The organism is Pseudoruegeria sp. HB172150 (assembly GCF_013184805.1).
Lineage (GTDB): Bacteria > Pseudomonadota > Alphaproteobacteria > Rhodobacterales > Rhodobacteraceae > Psychromarinibacter.
This window is the reverse complement of record NZ_JAATNG010000001.1, coordinates 753415-779504: the sequence shown is the minus strand read 5'-3', so window position 1 is coordinate 779504 and position 26090 is coordinate 753415. Positions and strand designations below refer to the sequence as shown.

General features: G+C 63.8%; 22 protein-coding genes. 3 read left to right on the top strand and 19 right to left on the bottom strand.

Translation table 11 applies throughout. The features are described from left to right. Nucleotide 1: 1 nt before the first annotated feature. The 4 genes from HCO70_RS03740 to HCO70_RS03725 form a co-directional block, all read right to left on the bottom strand. On the bottom strand, nucleotides 2–985 hold the full coding sequence (locus tag HCO70_RS03740) for a branched-chain amino acid ABC transporter permease (RefSeq protein ID WP_172293203.1): 984 nt from the start codon (nucleotides 983–985) through the stop codon (nucleotides 2–4). Further along, nucleotides 982–1701, bottom strand: coding sequence for an ABC transporter ATP-binding protein (locus tag HCO70_RS03735; RefSeq protein ID WP_172293201.1), 720 nt, complete (start codon nucleotides 1699–1701; stop codon nucleotides 982–984). Before HCO70_RS03735 ends, HCO70_RS03740 begins: the two co-directional genes overlap by 4 nt. Further along, nucleotides 1698–2462, bottom strand: a complete 765-nt coding sequence (locus HCO70_RS03730) for an ABC transporter ATP-binding protein (RefSeq protein WP_172293199.1) — start codon at nucleotides 2460–2462, stop codon at nucleotides 1698–1700. Before HCO70_RS03730 ends, HCO70_RS03735 begins: the two co-directional genes overlap by 4 nt. 87 nt (nucleotides 2463–2549) lie before the next feature. Continuing rightward, nucleotides 2550–3752, bottom strand: coding sequence for a substrate-binding domain-containing protein (locus HCO70_RS03725; protein WP_172293197.1), 1203 nt, complete (start codon nucleotides 3750–3752; stop codon nucleotides 2550–2552). Between the two features lie 93 nt (nucleotides 3753–3845). Between HCO70_RS03725 and HCO70_RS03720 the strand changes: the two genes are divergently transcribed. Further along, nucleotides 3846–4442: a LuxR C-terminal-related transcriptional regulator gene (locus tag HCO70_RS03720; RefSeq protein WP_253913102.1), complete on the top strand. Its 597-nt coding sequence runs from the start codon at nucleotides 3846–3848 to the stop codon at nucleotides 4440–4442. Nucleotides 4443–4574: 132 nt separating this feature from the next. Here the strand turns inward: HCO70_RS03720 and HCO70_RS03715 are convergent, their stop codons facing one another. From HCO70_RS03715 to HCO70_RS03655, 13 genes are all read right to left on the bottom strand, one after another. Next, entirely contained in the window at nucleotides 4575–5489 is a 915-nt protein-coding gene (locus HCO70_RS03715; RefSeq protein ID WP_172293195.1) for a methylenetetrahydrofolate reductase, read from the bottom strand. Between the two features lie 121 nt (nucleotides 5490–5610). Then, entirely contained in the window at nucleotides 5611–6459 is an 849-nt protein-coding gene (gene purU / locus HCO70_RS03710; protein ID WP_371742155.1) for a formyltetrahydrofolate deformylase, read from the bottom strand. Nucleotides 6460–6727: 268 nt separating this feature from the next. Then, complete coding sequence (locus HCO70_RS03705; protein ID WP_172293191.1) at nucleotides 6728–7690, bottom strand: aldo/keto reductase; 963 nt, start codon at nucleotides 7688–7690, stop codon at nucleotides 6728–6730. A 10-nt stretch (nucleotides 7691–7700) separates the two neighbouring features. After that, entirely contained in the window at nucleotides 7701–8453 is a 753-nt protein-coding gene (locus HCO70_RS03700; protein WP_172293189.1) for an SDR family NAD(P)-dependent oxidoreductase, read from the bottom strand. Between the two features lie 4 nt (nucleotides 8454–8457). Beyond that, nucleotides 8458–9276, bottom strand: a complete 819-nt coding sequence (locus HCO70_RS03695; protein WP_172293188.1) for an SDR family oxidoreductase — start codon at nucleotides 9274–9276, stop codon at nucleotides 8458–8460. A 139-nt stretch (nucleotides 9277–9415) separates the two neighbouring features. Then, nucleotides 9416–10405, bottom strand: a complete 990-nt coding sequence (locus HCO70_RS03690; protein ID WP_172293186.1) for a sugar-binding protein — start codon at nucleotides 10403–10405, stop codon at nucleotides 9416–9418. 39 nt (nucleotides 10406–10444) lie between these two features. Continuing rightward, nucleotides 10445–11458, bottom strand: coding sequence for an ABC transporter permease (locus HCO70_RS03685; protein WP_172293185.1), 1014 nt, complete (start codon nucleotides 11456–11458; stop codon nucleotides 10445–10447). Continuing rightward, nucleotides 11455–12195, bottom strand: a complete 741-nt coding sequence (locus HCO70_RS03680) for an ATP-binding cassette domain-containing protein (protein ID WP_172293183.1) — start codon at nucleotides 12193–12195, stop codon at nucleotides 11455–11457. The genes HCO70_RS03685 and HCO70_RS03680 overlap by 4 nt, the downstream gene beginning before the upstream one ends. A 382-nt stretch (nucleotides 12196–12577) precedes the next feature. Beyond that, on the bottom strand, nucleotides 12578–13591 hold the full coding sequence (locus tag HCO70_RS03675) for a Gfo/Idh/MocA family oxidoreductase (RefSeq protein WP_172293182.1): 1014 nt from the start codon (nucleotides 13589–13591) through the stop codon (nucleotides 12578–12580). Nucleotides 13592–13722: 131 nt separating this feature from the next. Then, nucleotides 13723–15390 carry a formate--tetrahydrofolate ligase gene (locus HCO70_RS03670; protein ID WP_172293180.1) on the bottom strand — a complete coding sequence of 556 codons (1668 nt, stop codon included), beginning with the start codon at nucleotides 15388–15390 and terminating at the stop codon, nucleotides 13723–13725. A 320-nt stretch (nucleotides 15391–15710) separates the two neighbouring features. Further along, entirely contained in the window at nucleotides 15711–18491 is a 2781-nt protein-coding gene (fdhF, locus tag HCO70_RS03665) for a formate dehydrogenase subunit alpha (RefSeq protein ID WP_172293178.1), read from the bottom strand. A 205-nt stretch (nucleotides 18492–18696) separates the two neighbouring features. After that, entirely contained in the window at nucleotides 18697–20391 is a 1695-nt protein-coding gene (locus HCO70_RS03660) for an NAD(P)H-dependent oxidoreductase subunit E (protein WP_172293177.1), read from the bottom strand. Nucleotides 20392–20702: 311 nt separating this feature from the next. Next, a complete protein-coding gene (locus HCO70_RS03655) occupies nucleotides 20703–21173 on the bottom strand; it encodes a GNAT family N-acetyltransferase (protein ID WP_172293175.1) in 471 nt (156 codons plus the stop codon). A 234-nt stretch (nucleotides 21174–21407) separates the two neighbouring features. Between HCO70_RS03655 and HCO70_RS03650 the strand changes: the two genes are divergently transcribed. Further along, nucleotides 21408–21659, top strand: coding sequence for a DUF4278 domain-containing protein (locus tag HCO70_RS03650; protein ID WP_172293173.1), 252 nt, complete (start codon nucleotides 21408–21410; stop codon nucleotides 21657–21659). Between the two features lie 58 nt (nucleotides 21660–21717). Here HCO70_RS03650 and HCO70_RS03645 read toward each other — a convergent pair whose 3' ends face one another. Both HCO70_RS03645 and HCO70_RS03640 read right to left on the bottom strand, forming a co-directional pair. Next, nucleotides 21718–22962 (bottom strand): L-rhamnose isomerase, encoded by a 1245-nt coding sequence (locus tag HCO70_RS03645; RefSeq protein WP_172293171.1) that lies wholly within the window; start codon nucleotides 22960–22962, stop codon nucleotides 21718–21720. Nucleotides 22963–22990: 28 nt separating this feature from the next. Beyond that, nucleotides 22991–25093 (bottom strand): bifunctional rhamnulose-1-phosphate aldolase/short-chain dehydrogenase, encoded by a 2103-nt coding sequence (locus tag HCO70_RS03640; protein ID WP_172293169.1) that lies wholly within the window; start codon nucleotides 25091–25093, stop codon nucleotides 22991–22993. A 187-nt stretch (nucleotides 25094–25280) separates the two neighbouring features. On the opposite strand from HCO70_RS03640, the gene HCO70_RS03635 reads away from it, so the two are divergent. After that, the gene (locus tag HCO70_RS03635; RefSeq protein WP_172293167.1) at nucleotides 25281–26081 is read left to right on the top strand and encodes a DeoR/GlpR family DNA-binding transcription regulator; all 801 of its coding nucleotides are present in this window, start codon (nucleotides 25281–25283) and stop codon (nucleotides 26079–26081) included. Nucleotides 26082–26090 lie beyond the last annotated feature (9 nt).

The window sequence follows — 26090 nt, the reverse complement described above, 5'->3', positions numbered from 1 at the left end:
CCTATTTCACCGCCGGTTTCAGGCCGGAAGGCCGCCACAACAGGATGATCATCATCAGGATCATGTTCGAGGCCAGCGCCAGCTTCGGCGCCAGAAAGCCTACGTAATTCTGCGTCAGGCCGACGATCAGCGCGCCCAGCAGCGTCCCCTGGATCGACCCCAGCCCGCCGATGATGACCACGATGAAGACGACCACCAGCATCTCGGCCCCCAGGGCCGGGGTAATCAGCGCCTGATACCCGGCCCACATCGCACCGCCGAGCGCAGCAAGCGCCGAGCCCAGCATGAACACCCCCACGAACAGACGGTCGATACGGAAACCCATCGCCTCCACCATTTCGCGGTTCTCCACTCCTGCGCGGATCAGCAGCCCCAGCCGGGTGCTGTTCAGCAGCCAGAACAGGCCCAGATAAACCAGCGCGCCGAGGATGAAGGCGAAGATCCGGTAGATCTCGATGGAACTGTCGCCGATCAGAACCGAGCCTTCCAGGAAACGCGGACGCGGCACGTTCATCGGCGTGCCGCCCCAGGTCGTCAGGATGATCTGTTCCGCCACGATCAGTGCACCCATGGTGATCAGGATCTGCCGCAGGTGGTCGTCATAGACCGGCTTCACGATGACACGCTCGAAGAACCAGCCCGCGACCAGACCGAACCCCACAGCCGCCATTAGCGCCAGCACCAGCGCAATGAGGTTCAGCACCCAGCTTTCGGATCCCAGCCAGCCGCTCATCGCCGCCAGCACCGACGCAGCAACGAAAGCGCCAAAGCTGACGAAGGCGGAATGACCGAAGTTAAGAACGTCCATCAGCCCGAAGACGAGGCTCAGCCCCGAAGCCATCAGGAACACCATCATCCCCATCGACAGCCCGGCCACCGTCAGCGTCAGCCAGCTTGACGGGGTGCCGATCAGGACAAAGCCAACCGCTGCGATCAGCACCGGCAGCAGGAACACGCCGCCTGCTTTCTCGACCCAGCCGCTCACGCCGGTGCCTCCGCACCCGAAAGGCTCAGCAGCCGGTTCTGCAGCTCGGCATCGGCGGCGAACTCCGTCATCGTGCCGGTATGCACCACCCGCCCGTCCTCGATCACGCCCATGTCGCGGCCCAGCGCCTTGGCGAAGGCGAAATTCTGTTCCACCAGCAGTATGGTTGTGTCCTCAGAAATCTCCCGGAACGCCTGCGCCATGTTGGCGATGATCGACGGCGCGAGCCCCTTGGTCGGTTCGTCGATCAGGATCAGGCGGCGCGGCTCGACGATTGCGCGGGCGACGGCCAGCATCTGCTTTTGCCCGCCCGACAGCGCGCCCGCCGGCTTCGACCAGAACGTCTTCAGCGCCGGAAACAGCTCATAGATCCACTCCAGCCGCTTCCCGTCATACTTTCCGGAAGCCGTCGCCAGAACCATGTTCTCGGCAACCGTCAGTCCGCCGAAGATCCCCATGTTCTCGGGCACATAGGCGATGCCTTTCCGCGCGATCTCGGAGGCATGCAGCCCGGAAATCTCCGATCCCTCGAAATGCACAGACCCCGGCGTCGGATCCCAAAGACCCATGATCGCGCGCAAAGTCGTCGTCTTCCCCGCCCCGTTCCGGCCGAGCAGCACGAACACCCCGCCCTCAGGTACCTCGAAACTCACACCGTGCAGCACCGAGTACTGCCCGATATCCACCGACATGCCCTTGACCGATAGCAGGCTCATGCCATCTCCCCCGCATTACCGAGATAGACATCCCGCACCAACTGGCTGTCCATCACCTCGCCCGGGGCTCCATCGGCAATAAGCTCACCGTTGTGCAGCACTATTATCCGGTCGGCCAGCCGCCGCACCACGTCCATCTTGTGCTCCACCAGCAGCACAGTTTTCGACTTGTCGTGCTTGATCTCGGCGATCAGCTCCAGCACGTCGGGCGCATGGTCGTGCGACATCCCCGCCGTGGGTTCGTCGAACATGTAGATATCCGGCTCCATCGCCATCAGCAGCGCCACCTCCAGCTTGCGCTGGTCGCCATGCGGCAGCGCCGAGGCCGGCAGATGCGCCACCCGGTCCAGCTTTGTCGCCTCCAGGTACCGCTCTGCTCGTGCCGTCAATTCGGTGAATTTCCCGACGGGCCGGAAAAACCGCCGCCCGTCGCCGGTCTGCGCCTGCACCGCCAGCCTAATGTTTTCCAGCACGCTCAGGCGCGGGAACAGATTTGTTAGCTGGAACGCCCGCCCCACCCCGTGCCGCGCCCGCAGCGAGGCAGGCATCCGCGTCAGGTCCACCCCGTCCTTCAGCACCTGCCCTTCGGTCGGCACCAGCTGACCAGAGATCATGTTGAAATAGGTCGTCTTCCCGGCGCCATTCGGCCCCACGATCACGGTCAGCTCGCCTGGTCGGAAATCGCAGGTCACACGATTCACAGCGACATGACCGCCGAACCGGATCGTCAGATCGCGGGTGGATAGGGATGGATGTGTCATGAAGATCAGCGTGGCAGTTTCATCGCGCTCCGCAAGCCCCTGCGAAGCGGTACGCCCCGGCCGGCCAAGCCCGCCGGGGCGTTGAACTCAGTTCTCGCGGCCCAGTGGAATGTCCATCTCACCGGCCTCGATGATCCGCACTTTCTCGGGGATCGCCCATTCCACGTTGTCATCGACGCGGATCTTGAAGTGCAGCATGTCCTGCAGCGCCTGATGATCTTCGGGCCGGAAAGTCATCGGCCCTTTCGGTGTGTCCCAGGACATCCCCTCCATCGCCGTGATCAGCGTCTCGGTGTCCCATTCCTCGGCCGTCTCCAGGGCCTTCACGACCGCCAGCGCCGCTGACATGCCGCCCGCGGTGAAGAAGTCCGGCGGCGAGTCGAACCGCTTCTCGTGTTCCTCGACCAGCCACTTGTTGATGTCGTTGTCGAAGGCCTCGTAATAGTAGTAGACCGCGCCTTCCATCCCCGGCACGACCTTGTAGGTCGGTAAAACCGGCAGGATGTGTCCGGAGGTGGAGATCTCGATCCCGTAGCGATCCGGCTGCATCGCAGCGATCTTGCCCATCGGGTCACCGCCACCGGCGACATAGATCAGGATCACCTTGCGCCCGTCGAGGTCCTTCAGCGCATTGAACATCCGCTCCGCTGCCGCGGTGAAATCGGTGGTCCCCTGCGGCACATACTCCTCGGTCACCACCTCGGCGCCCGAGCCGTCCAGCGCCGACTTGAACGCCGCGATCCCGTCACGGCCGAACGCGTAGTCTTCTGCCAGCGTTGCCACGTGCAGATTCTCGTCCGGCTGCAACGCCAGCGCCTGCGCCTGCATATCCATCGAAGAATTGCGTGAAGTCTTGAAGATGTACCGGTTGCTGTCCGGCCCGGTCAGGCTGTCCGCTACCGCCGGTTCCACGATCAGGATCTTCTCGTATTCTTCGGCAATCGGCAGCATGCCCAGAGTCACGCCGGACGATGTCGCACCGATAGCCAGCAGCACCTCGTCATCGCCATAGGCCTCTGCCAGCACGGCACGCGCCACGTCCGGCTTGAACTGCGTGTCCTTCAGGATCACCTCGATCGGGTGGCCCTTCACCTCCATCGTCCCGCCGGTGGCATATTCCAGCCCCATCTCGAAACCGGTGTGCATCTGCTTCGAGAACACCTCGAAGGACGATCCCGACATCCCGTGGACCAGCGCGATCTTGACCGGATCACCATCCTGCGCCGCGGCACCACCAGCCAGCGCAGTCGCGCAAACCAGCGCCGCAAGGGCGCTTTTCAACCTGTTCATGAGCAAACCTCCCTATACCGCGCGCGGCTTTGCACCTGCGCGGGCCCGTAGTATTGTGGCACTAGGCTGTCCAAGGAAACAGAACGGCGCAAGTTGGGGAAATCACGTATAGATAAGTCATTCGAGGATCGCGATCTCGCTGCGGTCGCCTTCGAATTCTGCCCGGTCGGCATCGTTGTCACCGCCAACCGGGTGATCCGCCAGTGTAATCCGGAGTTCGAGCGGATGTTCGGATACGAGTCCGGCGAACTGAACGACTGCCTGTTCGAGGTTCTCTATCCAACCCAGGACGATTTCGTGAAGATTCGCGACCGTGGCGTCGCGGATCTCAAGGAAACGAACAAGTACTGGGACGAACGAGTCATGGCCCGCAAGGATGGCGCACTGTTCTGGGTTCGGGTCCGTGGCCACTCCCTGACACCAGAGGATCCGCTGATGCGCGCGGTCTGGAGCTTTGCGGATCTCTCCGGGCACCGCCCCTACCAGCCTTTGTCTCCCCGCGAGCGCGAAGTGGCCCTTCTTCTCGCCAACGGCCGCACTTCCAAGGAAATCGCCCGCGATCTCGGCATCTCGCCGCGCACCGTCGACGTGCACCGCGCCAACCTGCACAAGAAATTCAGTGTCACCAACACGAACGCACTGATCCATGCCATGTCCGGGGTTCCGTCCGAGCGCATCGTCAACCTCTGACGCGCGCAGATCTAAGCTGACACGTTGTGTTGGAACGGGCGAAGTCAGACGCCCCGACCTCCTCCCGCATCAATTCTCTTGGAAAGCAAAACGCCTCGAAAGTCTCTCAAAGACTTCCAGGGCGTTTGAAACTCAGGCCGCGGCCTGCACCGGCACCGCGCCGTGCCGGATCGCGTATTCCGCGCAGGTCTTGATGCCGCCCAGCGGGAAGAAGTGGATCTGCGCCACCGACGGTCCGTTCAGCGCCCGCGCTTCGGCCAGATCGGTCAGGATCTCGGTCGGCTCATAGGGCATGACCAGCTTGGTCACGTCCTTGGCGCGTTTCTGCAGCACCTTCAGCGACGGGCCGACACCGCAAGCAATGGCGAACTTGATCATCGTCTGCAGCTTCGCTGGCCCGGCGATGCCCAGATGCACCGGCAAGCTGATGCCCGCGTCGCGCATTCCCTTGATCCAGTCCAGGATCGGCTGCGCCTCGAATGCGAATTGCGTGGCCATCGCCATTTCCGCGTCTGTCCGCTCGGAGAACGCCTGTTTCCACTGTGCGGCCTCATCCACCAGCTTGGTGGTCCCGTCCGCGTCGATGTCTTTGTTGCCTTCCGGGTGGCCCGCGACGTGGAGCCGCTTGAAGCCGTGGCTGTCGAACAGCCCCGTTTCCATCAGTTGCATCGACGAGTGGAAATCGCCGACCGGGTTCGCAACACCACCGGCCAGCAGCAGCGCCTGATCGACGCCCGCCTCGCCCTGGTAGCGCTTGATCCAGTCTTCCAGGGTCGCGCGGTCCTCTATGATCCGTGCCGGGAAGTGCGGCATCACCGGGAAGCCTTCGCCCGAGATCCGCTTTGCGGTCTCGACCATGTCCTCGATCGGCGTGCCTTCGATATGTGCGATGTAGACGCGGGTGCCCTCGGGCAGCAGCGCCTTAAAATCTTCGACCTTGGCGGCGGTGCGCGGCATTACCTCGATCGAATAACCCTTCAGCAGATCCTGCAGACCCGCCCCGGTGGGCGTTCCATCCTGCGCCTTGCGTCCGATGAAGCTGATCATGACAGGGTCCTCCGATTCCGCCTCCGTTCTGTATACATAATCTATCTTGTCGCCATTTCAAACTACAAAAAGCGGCCCGCAATGGGCCGCTCCTCATTTTTCTGTATACAGAAACTTGACCCTACTTCTCGAAGACCACCGTCTTCGAACCGTTCAGCAAAACCCGCCGCTCCAGTTGCAGCCCGACGGCCTTGGCCAGCACACGCCGCTCGATGTCACGGCCCTTCGCAACCAGGTCGTTCGGCGTGTCGGCATGAGTTACCGCCTCGACGTCCTGCGCGATGATCGGCCCCTCGTCGAGGTCCTCCGTCACATAGTGCGAGGTCGCGCCGATCATTTTCACCCCCCGCTCGAACGCCTGGTGATAGGGCTTCGCACCCTTGAATCCCGGCAGGAACGAGTGGTGGATGTTGATGCAGCGGCCGGACAGGTAAGCCGACATGTCGTCGCTCAGGATCTGCATGTAGCGCGCCAGCACGACCAGCTCCGCCCCGCTCTCCTCGACCAGCGCCTTGATCTGCGCCTCCTGCTGCGGCTTCGTGTCCTTCGTAATCGGCAGGTGGTGATAGGGAATGCCCTCGTGCACCGTTAGGCTCAGTGCCTCCTTCGGGTGGTTGGACGCGATCCCCACCACCTCCATGTTCAGCTCGCCGATCCGGTTCCGGTACAGCAGGTCGCCCAGGCAATGGTCGAACTTCGACACCATCAGCAGAACCTTGTCGGCCTTGTCCTTCAGCCGCAGGTCCCAGTCCATCTCGAACTGACCGGCGATCTTGCCCAGCCCATCGCGTAGGCCTGCCTCCGCACCCGGGTATTCGAAACAGACCCGCATGAAGAACAGGCCCGAGATCGAGTCGTCGAACTGACGCGCCTCTGTGATGTCTCCCTGCCCCTGGGCAAGGAACCCGGCGACCGCGGCAACGATACCGGGGCGGTTACGGCAACTGAGGGTCAGGATAAAGGCTGCCACTGTATGTCCTCCTGTCAGTGACGGTGATCCGGCTGAGCGGAATTTTGGTATACATATACAGGTGAAGACGGGGATGAACAGCGCAAATCCCCGCGAGTTTCCCGGTTTTTGTATACACATTCCGACGACGGACAGGACACGCAAGCGACAGGGAGCGTACTGAAAACGTCGCGCCGCGGCTCTGACGCCGACTCGTTTCGCTCAGCGGCGCACCCTGCGGGCAAATTCGCAATACGTCCAGCGGATTTAAGAGACTGCGCCGGCAGTGTCAGGCCGGCCGGTACACCCGGTTCGCCTCGGGATCTTCCATCGAATAGTCCAACTCTTCCAGATCGCGCCACACAGCGTCCGGAATCTCGACCTCCGCCCATTCCAGCGTCTGCGCCACCCGCTCTGGCTTTGACACGCCGATCACCGTCGAAGCGATCCGCGGATCCTTCATCGAGAACTGCAACGCCACTGGCCCGGTCGCCACACCATGGGCAGCACAGACCGTCTCGATCCGTTTCACCGGGGCCAGCGCCGCCTCGTCCGCCTTCTGGTAGGTGATGATGGGCATCTCCGCGCTGCCCTTGGCCAGCACCCCGCTCGCATAGGGCGCCGCGTTCAGGATCGCCATGCCTTGCTTCGCCGCATAGTCGAACATCTCGTCCGCCGAGCGGTTCAGAAGGGTATAGCGGTTGTGGCTGATCAGCGTGTCGAACGGCCAGTCCTTCAGGATCGGCAACATGATGTCGAGCCGCCCCATCGCCAGCCCGACCGCCTGCACTATCCCCTCGTCCTTCATCTTGAACAACTCGTCGAGCGCCCCACCCTCGCGTGTAATCTCGTTCAGGTCACGGCAGTGCTCCGGGTCATGCAGGTGCAGCATCGGAATCCGGTCCAGCCCCAGTACCTCCAGGCTCTCCTCCAGAGAGGTCCGTGCGCGATCCGCATCAAGCCGCCGTGTCTCCATGTCCCGGTCCAGCTTGGTCGACAAAACGAACCCGTCTGGCAAACCGCCGCGCTCACGGATCACAGCGCCAACCCGCTGTTCGCTCCGACCAAGGCCGTAATTCCGAGAGGTATCGAGGAAATTCGCAGGCCCGTCGAAAATCGCATTCACTGTGTCCCGCGCGCGGTCCTCGTCCACCGCATAGCCATAGGTGTCGGGCATGTTACCGAGCGCTGACGTGCCAAAGCACAGCGGCGTCACTTCCAACCCGGTCTTCGCAATTTTCCGCTTTTCCATGACATCCTCCTCAGATCGAGCCTGCCTCGACCATGTAATTGTTCGCCGTACACATCGCCGCGTCGTCGGACGCCAGGAACAGCACCATCCGCGCCACATGGATCGGCTCGATCAGGTCTGGCAGGCATTGCCGCTCCCGGTGCCTTTCCAGCGCTTCCGGCGTAGCCCACAATTCCTTCTGCCGGTCAGTCATGATCCAGCCCGGCACAACGGTATTCACCCGGATCCGGTGCTTCCCCAGATCCCGCGCCATTGTCCGTGTCAGCCCGTGCACGGCCGCTTTCGCGGTCGCATAAGCCGGAAAGCCGCCGCCGGCCTCCCACCAGGAATTCGAGCCCATGTTGATGATCGAACCACCCCCGGAATCGATCATGTCCGGCGCCACCGACTGGATCGCAAAGAACATGTGCCTCAGGTTTACAGAGGCCCGTTCGTCCCAGTAGTCCGGTGTCACCTCGGCCCAATCATGCCGGTCGTCGCGAGCCGCGTTGTTGACCAGAACCTGCGCCGGTCCGATCCGCTGCTTCAGCGACCCCAGCGCCGCCCGCATCGCATTTATGTCCCTGAGATCGCAGATCTCGTAGACAGCCTTGTCGCCCAGTTCCTCGCTCAGCGCCGAACTGGCCCGTGCATCCAAGTCAAGAAACCCGACCTTCGCCCCTTGTTCGGCGAAAGCCTTCACGATCTCCGCCCCGATGCCGGACGCGCCGCCGGACACATAGACGCTGCGCCCGTTCAGGCTCGGATATTTCGCAAATTCCATAGACTCAGCTCTGCTTGAATTTGTCGCCCCAGTCCGGATGCCAGCGCGACAGCGGCGGCCGGTTCTCGATGATGTCGCCGACGGCCCAGAGCATCCGCTTAGCGTCCATCTCGGCCGTTACCTCGCCATCCTCGCAGATGATGTAGAAGTCGCCGTCCTCCAGCGCCGAGATCATGCGGTCCGCCACCTGAACCGGCATCCACGCTTCGGATTGCGGCGTGCGCTCTCCGGTCGTCGTGAAGCCCGGAACCAGCAGATGCGCACTGACCTTGCAGCCGTCGACATTCCGCAGGTGGTGCTGCAGCCCCTCGGTATAGGACTTCAGCGCAGATTTCGTGACGTTGTAGATCAGGTTACCCGGCGGATTGGTAATACCCTGCTTGGACCCGGTATTGACGATAGCGGCGGGTGTGTCCTGCTCGATCATCCGCGGCAGGAAGGCACGTTCTGCATAGACGGCACCCCAAAAGTTGACATCCATCGTGTGACGCCACTCCGCGATATCCTCGCGGGTGCCACCTGCCACTCGCATGGCGGCGTTGTTCATCAGGAAGTCCACCCGACCGAACCGTTCAAACACGGAGTCGGAAAATGCTGAAACCGCCGCCTCGTCCGAGACGTCGAGCGCCCGCTGCATTACCTTACTCGCACCCGCAACGGCAGCCACTTCTTCGGCCGCCGCCTGCAACGGTTCCGCCCGCAGGTCCGCCATCGCAATCTTTAGTCCGCGCTCAGCCAGCCGCAGGCAGACCGCCTTGCCGATGCCCGAAGCCGCGCCCGTGACAACGGCGACCGCGTCCGCGGCCAGAAATGCTGTGCCCATGATGTCCTCCTCGTCCTGTGCGGGATACCGGCCTTACCATATCAACCGCACCTTTCGCAGATACCCTGCCCTGACCCGGGTGGCAAACGCGATGACGGCGGCGCGAACCCCGCGCCGCCGCCTAATCTCTCAGATCGTCTTACTGCGCTATGCAGCTGTCGGCATTCGCCGTGGTGCAGACGTCGAGACCGGTATAGATCGGATCCTCGACCTCATTGCCCTCGGCAAGATCCTTCATGATCTGCATGGCGCGATAACCCATTTCGAAGGGACGCTGCCCGACCTGTCCGTTCGACAGGCCGTCGGACAATTGCTCCATCTGCATTGGCAGGGTATCTGCCACGATGATCGACAGCGAACCGTCGTCGAGCTTCGCCTTGTAAGGCTCCGCCGCCTGACGATAGGCGTTGTCGAACCACTGGGTGAAGGCCCCGGTCGAGACGAAGGCGGTCAGTTCCGGGTTTGCGGCAAGAATGTCGGTCATCCCCGATACTGCCTTGTTCCCGTCATCGTCGGTGATCAGAGGACAGCCCGAAATCTCGGTCCATCCGCCCTGACCGTCAAGCGGATTGCCGGGCGCTTCGCCCATATCCTCGCCGGCGAGCGTGTCGCGGATGCCTTTCAGCCGCTCGTTGTGGTTGGCCGCAGCCGCACCGCCGGTTTGCAGACAGATCGAACCGCCGTCGGGGTGACGCTCCTGGGTGATCTTCGCCAGATTGACGCCGATGTCGTAGTTCTTGGTCCCGACAAAGGTCGCGCGGATCTCCTTGTCCTCCTCCAGCAGATCGGCGTCCCAGGTCATCACCGGGATGCCGGCATCCACCGCCGCCTTCAGCGCACGTGCCATTGCCGGCGCGTTCGAGGGCGACACGGCTATCCCGTCCACACCCTGGCTGATCAGGTCCTGCACGATCTGGATCTGCTCGAGTTCGGTATGCTCACCCGGCCCGATGTACAGACATTCGACGCCTTCGATCTCCTCCTGTGCCTTGTAACAGCCATCCCGTGCCAGATCGAAGAACGGGTTGTTCATCGCCTTCGGAACCAGCGCAAAGGTGTAGTCCTGAGCCAGCGCCACGCCCGGCAGGGCAATGGCGGCAAGCGCAACAGTAGCCATCAGTTTCTTCATGGTTTCCTCCCTAGGATAGAAAATACGGAACGGCCTCCTCTACCGTCCGCGATTGCGGATCTGCTCCAGCAGCACTGCCAAGATCAGGAACAGACCAACAAAGAATTGCTGCCACAGCGCGTCGATCCCCGCGAACAGCAGCGAATTACGAATAAGTTCCATCAATGCCGCGCCCAGCGGCGCCCCGATTGCATAGACAACGCCGCCCATCAGGTTCGCGCCGCCGATCACCGTGGCGGCGATCACGTCCAGCTCTTTCGTCACCCCCATCGCGTTGGTGACGGAGCCAAACCAGCCCACCAGCAGGAACGCCGCGAGTCCCGTGCACATTGAGCACAGCATGTAGACTGACACGAGCACCCGCTCCACCGGGATACCCGACAGCTTCGCCGCCTGAGCGTTGCCGCCGATGGCGATCACCCAGCGGCCCCAGGTAGAATATTTCCATACCCACCAGAACGCCGCCGTCAGGACGATCAGAACCCACACGTGGTTGGAAACGCCCCACATGTACTCGCCACCGATCCAAAGGAACAGTTCCTCGTCCGGCCCGAAGGAATAGATCATCTTGTTGTTCGAGATCACCATGGCGATCGACCGCGCCATCGCCAGCATGCCCAGCGTCACCACGAAGGGCGCCATCCGGACATACGCGATCAGCACCCCGTTGATCAGCCCGACCACAGCCGCCGTCACCATGCAGGCCAGGAATCCGATCTCGATGCCGTAGCCCGCCTGCATCACGAGTCCAAGAACGATCCCCGCAAGGCCGAGTAATGATCCCACCGACAGGTCGATCCCCGCCGTACAGATCACTGCGGACATGCCCAGCGCCATGATCCCGACCGCCGCGAAGTTCCGTGTCGTGTTGTAAATGTTCTGCCCGGTCAGGAACTTGTCGTTCACGAATGACATCACGACGACCATGACCACGATCGCGACGAACACCCAGAACGGTTGCGAACGCAGGACCGACTGCAGGAACGTCATCTCCCGGTGTTCAGAGATCGTGTGATCGATAACCGCGTGGGATTTTTCGCTGATATCGCTCATGCGTGCTCAATCGCCCCCGTTATCAGGCCCGTTACTTCTTCCGGGCTGGTATCGCTGATATGCTTGTCGGCCACCTTGTTCCCGCGCCGCAGCACTGCAACCCGGTCACAGACATCGAAAACGTCCGGCATCCGGTGGCTCACCAGGATCACCGCGTGGCCCGTCGCCTTCAGCCGCTTTATAAGCGCCAGGACTTCCGCAACCTGCCGAACGGAAATGGCCGCCGTCGGCTCGTCCATCAGCACCAGTTTCGGATCGCTCAGGCGAGTCCGGGCGATGGCCACCGCCTGACGCTGTCCACCCGACATCTGACGCACCAGATCGCGCGGCCGCGTCTCGGACTTCAGCTCCGCGAAAAGCTTCGCCGCCTTGCTGTACATGGCTTTGTGATCGAGATAGGTAAACGGCCCCAGACGCTTCTTCGCCTCCCGCCCCAGGAAGACGTTCGCCGCCGCAGATAGATTGTCGCACAGCGCGAGATCCTGATAAACGATCTCGATCCCGTTGTTTCGCGCATCGATGGGCTTGTCGAAGCGCACGTCCCGCCCCTCGATCCGGATGGTCCCCTCGGTCGGGTGGAAGTTGCCCGCGATGATCTTCATAAGCGTAGATTTTCCGGCACCGTTGTCGCCCATCAGGCCAACCGCCTCGCCCTCGGCGATGGTCAGGTCGACCCCCTGCAACGCGTGGATCGCACCAAATGACTTGGTGATACCGGATAGCTCCAGCATGCTCATGCGGGTTCCTCCCTGTGTGACCGGCCCACCGCCCCGCATGGCGGCGGCCCGGTACGCCGGCTGACCGTCAGACCCCGATCTCCTCCCGGGGGTCCAAGGCAAATCCGGCGATTTCTCTTTCGCTCCGCTTCAGGGCGGGGCCAAGTTTCAACCCAGTATGCAAAGATCAAACCGCGCTGGGAAGAACGAATTCCTAAAAAGTATGATTAATTTCAGTCCCGCACGCCGCGACATTGCATTGGTAGCCGACGTGTAGGTAGCCCGCTCAGCAGGACTGCCTCCCTGAATACCCTTCGCTCCAGTCGCACCGAGTTGCATTCGGCGGCAATAGCAACAAGAAGTCATGGCTGAGCCCGCCAAATAATGCACCGCGTGCAAGAGATTATTCCGCCAATCTTGCATACAGCGCGGGCTTTTCGGCAAGATCCACGACCATCTTCTTACCGCTCGCCAACGCCGTCGCACCCGCCTCCGCGATGGCCGTGGCACAATACCCGTCCCAGGCACTCGCTCCCACGGCACATGGTTTGCCGCTCTCGACAGCGCGCAGCCACGCCATGTCCTGAAGCCGGTATGCTTCGGCAAAACGCGGCCGCCAGTCCGCCGGATACCTCTCAGCCGACATCAGGTCGTAGTTCACCCGCACCGGAACCGAGGCATTAAGCGAAACCGAGCCTCTCTCGCCCACCAGTTCGCCGCGGACGTCGTAACCGTAGCCGGCTGTGTTGTTCACCTCGATGGACACCAACTGGCTGTCATCGGTCTCCAGCACCATGAGGACTGGTGGCACTCCCGAACCTTCACGCCTGGGCTGAAACGCCGAAATCGTGACGATCTCACCGCCCAGCACGAACCGCGCGGCGTCGAATTCATGCGGCGCGGAATTCGTGATCGCCATCGACGCGGTAAACCATTCTGGCGCTTCGAGGTTCCTGTGAAAATTGTGCATCATCAGCGCCCGGCCGATTTCACCTGCCTGCAGAACCGACTTCATCGCCGAGTAGGATGGATCGAACCGCCGCATGAAGCCGACCTGCACCAAACGGCGACCCGCTTGCACTTCCGCGGCAATCACCTCCAGGCACTCGGGCGTCGTCGGGGCCAGCGGCTTCTCGCACAGAACAGGCTTTCCCACTGCGATGCAGGCCAGAGCCAACCGGGCATGCGTCGGATCCGAACTGGCAATCAGAATGGCATCCACATCGTTCCGGGCTATCACGGCCTCGGGGTCAGAATCCACTTCCCCCGCGCCGCATACCTCCGCTACGGCTTCTGCACGCGCCGGGTCGGCATCGCAAACGACTCGCAGTTCCGCGACCGGCAAGTCCACCGCAAGGATACGGGCATGATCTGCACCCATGACCCCTGCGCCGATGACCGCGACTCTCACGCTCATGCAGTCCTCCCTTTAGCGATATCAGAACGCTCCGGAAGCGGTCTGGCAAGGAGGAACGAGGAAACGGCCATCCCGACGGAACCAGAGATTTTCGCGGCTGACTCCAAGGCGAGATGCCGAGCAACGCGCCGTCAGAACAGACCTTCGATCTCCCCATTCTCGTTCAGGCAGATCGACTCCGCCGACGGCACCCGCGGCAGCCCGGGCATGGTCATGATCTCCCCGCATATCACCACCACGAAACCGGCCCCTGCACTCAGCCGCACCTCGCGAACCGGCAGGCTGTGACCCACAGGTGCGCCTCTCAGATTGGGATCGGTCGAAAAGCTGTACTGCGTTTTCGCCATGCATACCGGCAGGTGCCCGTAGCCCTGTTCTTCCCACTGTTTCAGCTGTGTACGGATCGTCTTGTCCGCCAGCACCGCATCCGCCCGGTAGATCCGCTTCGCCACCGTCTCGATCTTCTCGAACAGCGGCATCGCATCCGGATAAAGCGGGCCGAACTGGGCCGAGCCGCCCTCGATCATCTTCACTACATGCTCGGCCAGCGCGGTGATCCCTTTCGATCCTTCCGCCCAGTGCCGGCACAGGATCGCTTTCGACCCGTGGCTCTCCACGTAATCGATCACCGCCTGTATCTCCGCTTCGGTGTCCGAGACGAAATGGTTGATCGCCACCACCGCGGGCACCCCGAAAGACTTCACATTCTCGACGTGCCGTCCGAGGTTGGCGCAGCCCTTCTTCACCGCCTCGACATTCTCGGCGGCAAGGTTGTCCTTCGGGACGCCGCCGTTCATCTTCATCGCCCGGACGGTCGCGACGATAACGGCCGCCGCTGGCTTCAACCCCGCCTTCCGGCACTTGATGTCGAAGAATTTCTCCGCCCCAAGATCCGCGCCGAACCCGGCCTCGGTCACCACGTAATCCGCCAGCCGCAGCGCCGTCGTCGTCGCCATGACCGAGTTGCAGCCGTGAGCGATGTTCGCGAAGGGCCCGCCGTGAACGAAGGCCGGGTTGTTCTCCAGCGTCTGCACAAGGTTCGGCTGCATCGCGTCCTTCAGCAGCACCGTCATCGCGCCGTCTGCCTTGATGTCGCGGGCATAGACGGGTGTCCGGTCGCGGCGGTAGGCGACGATGATGTCACCCAGGCGCTTCTGCAGGTCCTTCAGCCCGGTCGCGAGGCAGAGGATCGCCATCACCTCCGACGCCACCGTGATGTCGAAGCCGCCCTGGCGGGGGAAGCCGTTGGCGACGCCGCCCAGCGAGCAGACGATCTCGCGCAGGGCCCGGTCGTTCATGTCCATCACCCGGCGCAGCGCCACGCGTCGGATGTCGATCTCCTGCTCGTTGCCCCAGTAGATGTGGTTGTCGAGCAGCGCGCAGAGGAGGTTGTGGGCCGAGGTGATGGCGTGGAAGTCGCCGGTGAAGTGGAGGTTCATGTCCTCCATCGGCACAACCTGGGCATAGCCGCCGCCTGCGGCGCCGCCCTTCATGCCGAAGCAGGGGCCCAGAGACGCCTCGCGGATGCAGATCGCGGCCTTCTTGCCGATGGCGTTCAGGCCGTCGCCGAGGCCGACGGTGGTAGTCGTCTTGCCCTCGCCTGCGGGCGTGGGGTTGACGGCGGTCACGAGGATCAGCTTGCCTTGCGGCCGGTCCTGGATCGACTGGATGAACTCCTGCCCGACCTTGGCCTTGTCGTGGCCGTAGGGCAGCAGGTGCTCGGCCGGGATGCCGAGGCGGGCGCCGATCTCCTGGATGGGCTTCTTCTTCGCGGCTCGGGCGATTTCGATATCGGACATGGTTCCTCCCTGGCTGGCGGTGCGGCCCTCCTCCGGCCGGACCCCGACGATAGCTGAGGAATTCTTAGCGTGCCAAGGGACCTGGGATCGCCCGGTTGCGGCGGGTGGAGGCGGGTTCGCGACGCGGGGCTGGGGCTGGATTTTGGGGCGTCCCCATGGGGACGGGGGGTCAACTTATTGATTTCAGGCGTGTTAGCGCAAACGTCGCATGGGGACAGCCTCCGCCACGCAGTTTCGGATTACATTGCGATGTAGCCCCGAAACTGCCTGCCAAGCCGGTCTGGCGTGGTCAGTGTGAACTACGGAGAGGTGGCCCGCCCCTACTCCGCCGCGGCCGCAATAGCCCGTTCCGCGCGTACCGCCGAGAACTTGAACTCCGGGATCTTGCCGTAGGGGTCGAGCACCGGGTTGGTCAGGACGTTCGCGGCCGCCTCGACGAAGGCGAAGGGCAGGAACACGTTGTCCGGCGCCACCGCGCGGTCCTCGCGGACCATGACCTCGACCGAGCCGCGGCGGGTGGTCAGGCGCACCATATCGCCCGGCGCCACGCCCAGCTTGCGCAGGGTCGACGGGTGCATCGAGCAGTTCGCCTCTGGCTCCACCGCGTCCAGCACGGTGGCGCGGCGGGTCATCGAGCCGGTGTGCCAGTGCTCCAGCTGCCGGCCCGTGATCAGTACCATCGGGTACTCTGCGTCCGGCACCTCGTCGGGCGGGATCACGTTGGCTGGGGTGAACCGTGCGCGGCCCTCGGCGCGGGGGAAGCCATCGCCGAAGACGATGGGCTGGCCGGGGTCTTCCGGCGACAGCGAGGGATAGGTCACCGCCTCGTTCTCCAGCCGCTCCCACGTGATGTTGTCGAGCGACCCCATGTTCAGCTTCATCTCGGCGAAGACCTCGCGCGGATGGGTGTAGGTCCAGTTCAGGCCAAGGCGTTTTGCCAGTTCGACCTCGATCCACCAGTCCTCTCGCGCGTCGCCAGGGGGCGGCACGGCGGGGCGGCCCATCTGCACCTGCCGGTTGGTGTTGGTCACCGTCCCGGTCTTTTCGGCCCAGGCGGTCGCGGGCAGGATCACGTCGGCGAAGTTCGCGGTCTCGGTCAGGAAGATGTCCTGCACCACAAGGTGTTCCAGCTTCGCCAGCGCGTCGCGCGCATGTTCCACGTCGGGGTCCGACATCGCCGGGTTCTCGCCGAGGATATACATGCCCCGTATGTCGCCCGCATGGATCGCATCCATAATCTCGACGACGGTCAGGCCCTTCTGGTTCGAGAAATCCCCGGACTCCCAGACCTTGGTGAAGGCAGAGCGCACGCCATCATCCATGACCGACTTGTAATCCGGCAGGAACATCGGGATCAGCCCGGCGTCGGAGGCGCCCTGCACGTTGTTCTGGCCGCGCAGCGGGTGCAGGCCGGAGCCCGGCCGTCCGACATGGCCGCACATCAGCGCAAGGCTGATCAGGCAGCGCGAGTTGTCGGTGCCGTGGATGTGCTGGGAAATCCCCATGCCCCAGAAGATCATGCCAGCGCGGGCGGTGGCGAAGGTGCGCGCCACGTCCTTCAGCACCTCGGCGGGAATGCCGCAGATCTCCTGCATCTTCTCGGGCGGGAAGCCCTTGAGATGCTGTTTCATCGCGTCCCAGTTCTCGGTGAAGGCGGCGATGTACTGTTCGTCGTAAAGCTTTTCCTCGACGATGGTGTGCATGATCGCGTTCAGCATCGACACGTCGGCGCCGGGCTTGAACTGCAGCATGTGGCTGGCGAAACGGCGCAGACCGACGCCGCGCGGGTCCATCACGATCAGCTTGCCGCCGCGCTTGGCGAACTGCTTGAAATAGGTGGCGGCGACAGGGTGGTTTTCGATCGGGTTGGCGCCGATGACGATGGCGACGTCGGCGTTCTCGATCTCGTTGAAGGTCGCGGTGACGGCGGCGGAGCCGACGTTTTCCATCAGCGCGGCGACCGAGGAGGCGTGGCAGAGCCGCGTGCAGTGGTCGACGTTGTTATGGCCGAAGCCCTGGCGGATCATCTTCTGGAACAGATACGCCTCTTCGTTCGAGCACTTGGCCGAGCCGAAGCCGGCGACGCGGGTGCCGGTGTCGGCGCGCAGTTTGGCGAGGCCCTCGGCGGCGCGGTCCAGCGCCTCGTCCCATGTCGCCTCGCGGAAATGGGCCTGCCAGTTCTGCGGATCGACGTTCAGCCCCTTTTCCGGCGCGTCGTCGCGGCGGATCAGCGGTTTCGTCAGGCGGTGGTCGTGGTGGATGTAGTCGAAGCCGAAGCGGCCCTTGACGCAGAGCCGGTTCTCGTTCGCGGGGCCGTCTATGCCCTCGACATACTTGATCCTGTCGTCCTTGACCTTGAAGGACAGCTGACAGCCGACGCCGCAATAGGGGCAGACGGATTTGACCTCGCGGTCATAGTCGGCGCTGTCGCCGTGCTGCGCCTCATCCACGACCGAGGCGGGCATCAGCGCGCCGGTCGGACAGGCCTGCACGCATTCGCCGCAGGCGACGCAGGTAGAAGCGCCCATCGGGTCGTTCAGATCGAACACGATCTCGGCGTCGTGGCCGCGGCCCGACATGCCGATGACGTCGTTCACCTGAACCTCGCGGCAGGCGCGGGTGCAGAGGTTGCAGTGGATGCAGGCGTCGAGATTGACGCGCATCGCGACGTGGCTGTCGTCGAGCAGCGGGATGCGGTCGGGTTCGATGCGGGGAAAGCGGCTTTCGGTCACTTGGCTCGCGGCGGCCATGTCCCAGAAATGCGAGCTTTTGTCGTGCGGCGCTTCGGGCTGGTCGGCGACGAGCAGTTCCATGACCATCTTGCGCGCCTTCTCGGCGCGCCGGGTGTCGGTCGTCACCACCATGCCCTCGGCCACGGGCCGGATGCAGGAGGCGACGAGGTTCCGCTCGCCCTCCACCTCGACCATGCAGGCGCGGCAGTTGCCGTCGGGCCGGTAGCCGGGCGCGGGCTTGTGGCAGAGATGCGGGATCGTCAGGCCACGTCCCTGCGCCGCCTCCCAGATCGTCCAGCCCTCGGGGACGGTGGTTTCCGCACCGTTGAGGGTGAAGGTGATGGTCTTGGTCTGGCTTCCGTCGGGCATGATCAGGCGACCTTCTGGCGACGTGTGGCTTGAAGTGCGGAGGGCAGCGCCCGACCCTGGGTGGGCGCGTGCGTCGTTCGAACGGTGCGTGGCGGCGTTGCGCAGACTGCCCGGCGAGGGGCGCGGGACGTCGGCGATGCGCCCTCCCGGGGGGAGGGTCGGGCGCTGCCCGGCCTGCGGCCTGGCAAAAGGGTTCGGGCCGTGCTCATCCCCCCACCTCATCCGGGAAGTGCTTCATGACCAGCCGGATCGGGTTCGGCGCGGCCTGGCCCAGCCCGCAGATCGAGGCATCGGCCATGACCTGGCAGAGATCCTCCAGCAGCTCGCCGTCCCAGCGGTCGGCCTGCATCAGCTTTACCGCCTTTTCGCAGCCGACGCGGCAGGGGGTGCACTGGCCGCAGCTTTCATCCTCGAAGAACCGCAGCATGTTGAGCGCGGCGCCTTTCGCGCTGTCCCTGTCGGACAGGACCACGACGGCGGCGGAGCCGATGAAGGTGCTGTGTTCCTGCAGGACGTCGAAATCGAGCGGGATGTCGTCCATCGACGCGGGCAGCAGGCCGGAGGACGGGCCGCCGGGCTGGTAGGCCTTGAACTCGTGGCCGGGCAGCATGCCGCCCGCGGCGTCGATCACGTCGCGGATGGTGGAGCCGGCGGGCAGAAGGTAGACGCCCGGTTCGGTGACGCGGCCCGAGACGGAGTAGTTGCGCAGGCCCTTGCGGCCGTTCTTTTCGACCGCGTTCAGGATCTCGGGCCCCTCGCGCAGGATCATCGCGACCCAGTGCAGGGTCTCGACGTTGTGGACCAACGTCGGTCGGTCGAAGAGGCCGACCTGCGCGACATAGGGCGGACGGTGGCGCGGCAGGCCGCGCTTGCCCTCGATCGACTCGATCATCGCGGATTCTTCGCCGCAGATATACGCCCCGGCACCACGGCGGAGGTCGATATAGCCGGGCTCGATCAGGCCCGCCTCTTCCAGCGCGGCGATCTCGCGGCGGAGGATCTCCAGCACCGCCGGATATTCGTCGCGCATGTAGAAGAAACAGCGATCCGCCTCGACGGCCCAGGCGGCAATCAGCATGCCCTCGAGCACGAGGTGCGGCTCGCGTTCCAGGTGGACCCGGTCCTTGAAGGTGCCGGGTTCGCCCTCGTCACCGTTGACGGCAAGAAAGCGGGGGCCGGGATTGGCGCGGACGAAGCCCCATTTGCGGCCCGACGGGAAACCGGCGCCGCCGAGGCCGCGGAGGCCGGCGGTCAGCAGGGTTTCCTGCACCTGTTCCCAGTCGCCGTTCTGACGAAGGCGCTCCAGCACCTCATAGCCGCCGGTGCCGCGATAGGTGAGCAGGTCCTCGTATTCGGGGATATGGGTGTGGGTGTCACCCGCCGCGATGGCCGCCTGCGCCTTTTCCGGCGTGGCATGGACGATGTGGTTATGGCCCAGTTCCAGCACCGGGGCGCTTTCGCAGCGGCCCATGCAAGGGGCACGCAACACGCGGACCTGTGCGGGGTCAAGACCGCCCTGCAACGCCTTCAGCAAGGTGTCCGCGCCGGCCAGTTCGCAGGACAGCGAGTCGCAGACGCGGATGGTCAGGGCGGGCGGCGGTGTCTCGCCTTCCTTCACCACGTCGAAATGAGCGTAGAAGGTGGCGACTTCGTAGATTTCGGCCTGCGCCATCCGCATTTCCTCTGCCAGCGCGCGCAGATGCGCCGCCGAGAGATGGCCGTATGCGTCCTGGATCAGGTGCAGGAATTCGATCAGCAGGTCGCGCCGCCGTGGCCGGTCGGCCAGCAGCGCCTGAACCTCGGCCAGCGCGGCATCGTCCACCTGCCGCCCCTTGGGGGTGCGGCGGCCCCGGCCCTTGCCGGACTTCCAGACGCCCTTGCGCTCATCGAGCGGTGCCATGCGATCCTCCCTGCACGCGCGAAGAAAATGTCACTCCGCCTTGGCGGCGTCAAACCGGACGACACCGCCAGAAACCTCGACACGGCCCATTTTGTACACAGAATGGCAAGGCATTTCCATACTGCACCGCGATTGACGCGGTTTCTGTATACATCAGGACCGGCTGCGAACCTCCAAATCGTGAATGCGCGACATCGCCCATGCGCATCCTTTCGCGGGATAGACGGCGCAGCGCCGCGATACGCCGCCGGAACCGTCACTTCCGCGCGCATCCGCGACAGGCGGCAGCCGCACGCCACATGGCGCGTCTCTCAGGTTTCCGCCCGCGCAGGCAGTCGCCGCTTCTGGAATCCGGTCTTCGACTGCTCGAAGCCCGCACCGAGATAGAAGCGCAGCGTTTCCGGCCGTTTCGACCCGGTCATCAGCATGACCTTGTAGCAACCTTCCTGCCACGCCGCCTCGGACGCGGCATCGAGAACCCGCTTGCCGAAGCCGCGTTTCCGGAAGCCGGAATGCGTCACCACGTTCTCGATCAGCGCATAGGGCCGACCGCCGCGCGACAGGTTCGGCACGATGACGAGGACGCAGGACGCGACCAGCTCGCCGCCGAGTTCCGCGAGGAAGATCCCGCTGCTGCCGTAGTTCTGGAACCGCTCAAAGATCGCTTCTGCCTCCGGCAGCGTCGGGCTCGCCGCGCCCGGTGTGAGGTGCTGGTACAGGTCCAACAGCGCCGCGAGGTCCTCGCGGCCGGCACGCCGGATCTGAAGCTGGTCTGTGTTCATGGTGGGAGAGTGGACAGGTTCAACAACAGGCACAATGACCAAACGCGCGTTCGGCGCTGCTGCCACCAAAGACGCCTGTCAAAAGAACAACGGTAACCGCGTACCGATGACAACGCTGATGACAACGAAAATCTGCGAAGTTGTTAACGGCGAAAGGAGATAGCGGCGATGCAGCGCATGCCGCTCATGGGGATCGCCTGATTAAGAAACGTCTTTTTTGGAAAGTATTTCAACATGTTCGATATCAAGAACTTTACCGATGAATCCCTGATCCCGTCAGCAGACCACATGATCGACGAACAGGGCGCAAACACGCCGCGGCAACTGCGCTACCGTGGATACACCTATGCCTCCGCAGCCCGGGCGGGACGCAAAGCTGAAAGCGGCATTCCCCTGCGCTACCGAGGGATCCTTCACGCGGCACAGGTGACAGAGCCGGGGATGAAACGCCCGCAATCGCTCCGTTATCGCGGCAACGCCTACTGACGGGATATGACAGCGACCGACGGCTGGGATCGGTGAGGGGCCCGCCAGCGGCTCGCAATCATCCGCGCGGGGCGACGGACGCCTTGTAGGCGTCGAGCGCCGACATCAGCGCGCGGCCCGTCGGTGCGTCGTGGCGTTCGCAGAATTCGGCCCAGACGGCGGCGAAAGGCAGGTCCTTCGACTCTTCGCTCAGGATGAAGCGTTTGGAGAAGTCGAGCGCGGTTTCCGCGGCCTTCAGCTCCGCCTCGGGCAGCAGCAGCGCGCGCAGCAGCGCCTTCTGCATGTTCCGCGTTCCGATCACCCACGCCGCCGTGCGGCTGATCGTGGCGTCGAAGAAGTCGAGACCGATATGGGTGCGCTCCAGCAGGCCGGAGAACACCAGCTCCTGCCCCATCTGCAGGATGTCGTCGCTTTGCAGGATCACATGGTCGCTGTCCCAGCGCATCGGGCGCGAGACGTGGAGCAGCAGTTCGTCGACGGACAGCGCCACCGAGGACAGCTTGTCGGCGATGTTCTCGGTCGGGTGGAAGTGCCCCATGTCGAGGCACAGGAGCGTGCCATTGCGGATCGCGTAGCCGAGGTAGAATTCGTGGCTGCCGACGGTGCACGCCTCTACCCCGATGCCGAACAGTTTCGATTCCACCGCGTCCAGAAGGGTGGTCTTGTCAAAGGGGTCTTCCAGCATCCGATCCAGCGACGCTTCCAGCAGGCGCCGCGCGGCCATGCGGTCGACGGGCGTGTCCTTGTATCCGTCGGGCACCCAGATGTTGTTGACGCAGGGCGAGCCCATTTCGGCGCCCATCCTCGCCGCGATCTCGCGGGTGCGGCGGCCGTGTTCGATCCAGAAATCGCGGATGCCCTTGTCGGGATGCGCCAGCGTCAGGTTGTCGTCGGCATTCGCGTGGGCAAAGAAGGTCGGATTGAAATCCAGCCCGATCCCCTGCCCCTTCGCCCAGTCGACCCAGGGCGCGAAATGGCGGTACTCGATCTCGTCGCGGTCGGGCTGCTCGTCGGTGTCCATGTACATCGCGTGCAGGTTCAGCCGGTGCGAACCGGGGATGTTCGCATAGGCGAATTCCAGATCGGCGCGAAGCTCGTCCGGCGTGCGGGCGCGGCCCGGGTAGTTGCCTGTCGCCTGAATGCCGCCGCCCGAGGTGCCGGTTTTCGCTTCGAAGCCCACGACGTCGTCGCCCTGCCAACAGTGCATCGAGATCGGGATCTCGGCCAGCCGCGCCATCGCGGCCTCGGCATCGACGCCCCAGTCCGCGAAGACCTGCTTCGCGCTGTCGTATCCGCTGCTCATGTCGCCTCCTCCCTTATGGCCCCGCGCGTTACCGCGTGAAGGCCTGCACGTTGCCCGCGTCCACGTTGATGATGTTGCCGGTGGATTTGGACGAGGTGTCGGAGGCGAAGAAATACGCGGCTTCGGCGATGTCCTCGGGCAGGACCGACCGCTTCAGCATCGAGCGGTTGCGATACATCTCCTCCAGCCCCTCCTTGTCGGTGCCATAGGTCGAGGCGCGCTGGTCGAGCCATTCGCCCTCCCAGATCTTCGACCCGCGCAGCACTGCGTCGGGGTTGACCACGTTGACGCGGATACCGGCCCCGGCCCCTTCCAGCGCAAGGCAGCGGGCAAGGTGGATCTCGGCGGCCTTGGCGGTGCAGTAGGCGGATGCGTTGGGGCTGGCAGCTAGGCCGTTCTTCGACGCGACGAAGACGACGGAACCGCCCATGTCCTGCGTCCGCAGCACCTTGAAAGCCTCGCGGCTGACGAGGAAGTAGCCGGTGCTGAGGATGTCCATGTTCTTGTTCCAGAGCGCGAGCGTCGTTTCCTCCACCGGGGCGGAGGATGCGATGCCGGCGTTGGAGACGAGGATGTCGACGCCGCCGAATTCCACCGCGACCTCGGCGAAGGCGGCGATGACGGCCGCCTCGTCCGTGACGTTCATGTTCACGGTGCGGATGACGTCCTTGGAATAGCGCCCGGTCAGGTTGTCGGAGGTCGCGGCCAGCGCCGCCTCGTCGATATCGGCGAGCATCACGCAGGCGCCCTCGGCAAGGTAGCGCGCGGCGGTGGCAGAGCCGATGCCGCCCGCCCCGCCGGTGACCAGCGCCACGCGCCCGGCGAGCGCCTTGGGCTTCGGCATCCGCTGCAGCTTCGCCTCTTCCAGCAGCCAGTATTCGATGTCGAACGCCTCCTGCTCGGGCAGGCCGACATACTCGCTGACAGAGGACGCGCCGCGCATCACGTTGATGGCGTTGGTGTAGAACTCGCCCGAGATGCGGGCGGTGGCCTTGTCCTTGGCGAAGGTGATCATGCCGACGCCCGGGATAAGGTAGACGACCGCGTTCGGGTCACGCAGCGCCGGGCTGTCGTCGTGCTTGCAGCGGTCGTAATAGGCGGCGTAGTCGTCGCGGTAGGCGGCGACCTGCGCGGGCAGGTTTTCCAGCACCTCGTCGAGATTGTTCTTCGCCGGATCGAAGGCCACGACCAGCGGCCGGATCTTGGTCCGCAGGAAGTGGTCCGGGCAGGAGGTGCCCAGCGCCGCCAACGGCTCCATGTCCTTCGCGTTGACGAATTCCAGGACGGTGTCGCTGTCCTCGAAATGGCCGACCATGTGCTGGTTGCCGGAGACGAAGCCGCGGATCGCGGGCATCAGCCGGGCGGCGACGGCGCGGCGGTCTGCGGGCGGCAGGCTGTCGTGCTTCGCACCGCCGAAGGCGGGGACGTCGCGGGTCTTGTCCTCGAACCAGTCCATCGCGCGCTGGATCACGTCCAGCGTCAGCTGATAGCAGGCCTTTGCGTCGTCGTCCCACGTGAAGAGGCCGTGGGATTCCAGCACGACGCCCTTCGCGTCGGGGTTTTCGAGGCAGAACTTCTCCAGCCACAGGCCCAGCTCGTAACCCGGCCGTTTCCACGGCAGCCAGCCGATCTCGCCGCCGAAGATCTCCTGCGTCAGTTCCTTCGAGTTCTTCGAGGCCGCGATGGCGATGATCGCGTCGGGGTGCATGTGGTCCACGTGTTTTTTCGGGACATAGGCATGCAGGGGCGTGTCGATGGAGGCGGCGCGCGGGTTCAGATTGAAGGTGCAGTGGGGGAGGTAGCCCACCATCTCGTCCTCGTAAGCGAGCCCGCGATACTTGCCCTTCAGTGCGTTCAGCTTGTCCATGTAGAGCGTCGCGAAGCCGTCCATCTTGATGGACCCCACATCGCCGCCGGAGCCCTTGACCCACAGCACCTCTACCTGCTCGCCGGTCAGGGGATCGGTCTCCATCACCTTGGCCGAGGTGTTGCCGCCGCCGTAATTGGTGATGCGCTTGTCCGAGCCCAGCAGGTTGGAGCGATAGAGCAGTTTCTCGGATTCGCTCATCGACGCCGCCCTGGCGTCATCCCAGCCGTTCGCAAGACGCTGGTTTGCAGCGGTTTTAAGCATGTCTTCCTCCCATTCGGCGCCATGCGCCCGGCGACCAAACTCGCAAAAACATGCGGGAGGCGCGGCGAAATGTCAATCATTAACAATCATGTTCGCTCATGCTGCAGCGCAGTATGAAAGAATTTGATCATTTATGATTGACAGAGTGCGAGAATCCTTGCACCGTCAGCGATCAAGGGAGGATCGGATGCACGAAAAGGAACGTCACAGGGTCATTCTATCGGCGGTGCAGGACCGGCCCGTCGTCACGGTGATCGACCTGTGCAACCTGACCGGCGCGTCCGAGGCGACCATCCGCCGCGACATCGCCACGCTCCACGTCCAGAAGAAGCTGCGCCGCATCCGCGGCGGGGCGGAATCGATCAACCCGCCGCAATTCGTGGGCCTCGCCGGCCGCCCCTTCGCCGTCAACGAGACGATGCGGATCAAGGAAAAGCAGTCCATCGCGCGCGCCGCGGTGGACCTGTGCGAAGATGGCGAGCCGATCATCATCAACGGCGGCACCACCACGTTCCAGATGGTGCATCCGCTGGCTTCGCGCCGGATGCAGGTCTTCACCAATTCCTTCCCGATCGCCGAGCACCTGCTGAAGCATTCGAAGAACACGATCATGCTGTCCGGCGGCGCGATCTATCGCGAGCAGAACATCATCCTGTCGCCCTTCGACAACGACGTGACCCGGAACTTCTATGCCAGGCGCATGTTCATGGGCGCGCAGGGGCTGGGACCGCTGGGGCTGATGGAGGCCGACCCGCTGCTGATCCAGGCGGAGCAGAAGCTGATCGGCCAGGCGGATGAACTAATCGTACTGGTGGACAGCAGCAAATTCGAGAACCGGTCGAGCCTGGTGCTCTGCCCGCTCAACCGGATCGACACGGTGATCACCGATGACGGCATTTCGGACCGCGCCGCCGCCATGCTGGAGGCCGCGGATATCAAGCTGATCGTGGTGCAGGAAAGCGCCGCGGCGGAGTCGGGCACGGGATAGCCCCGGGCC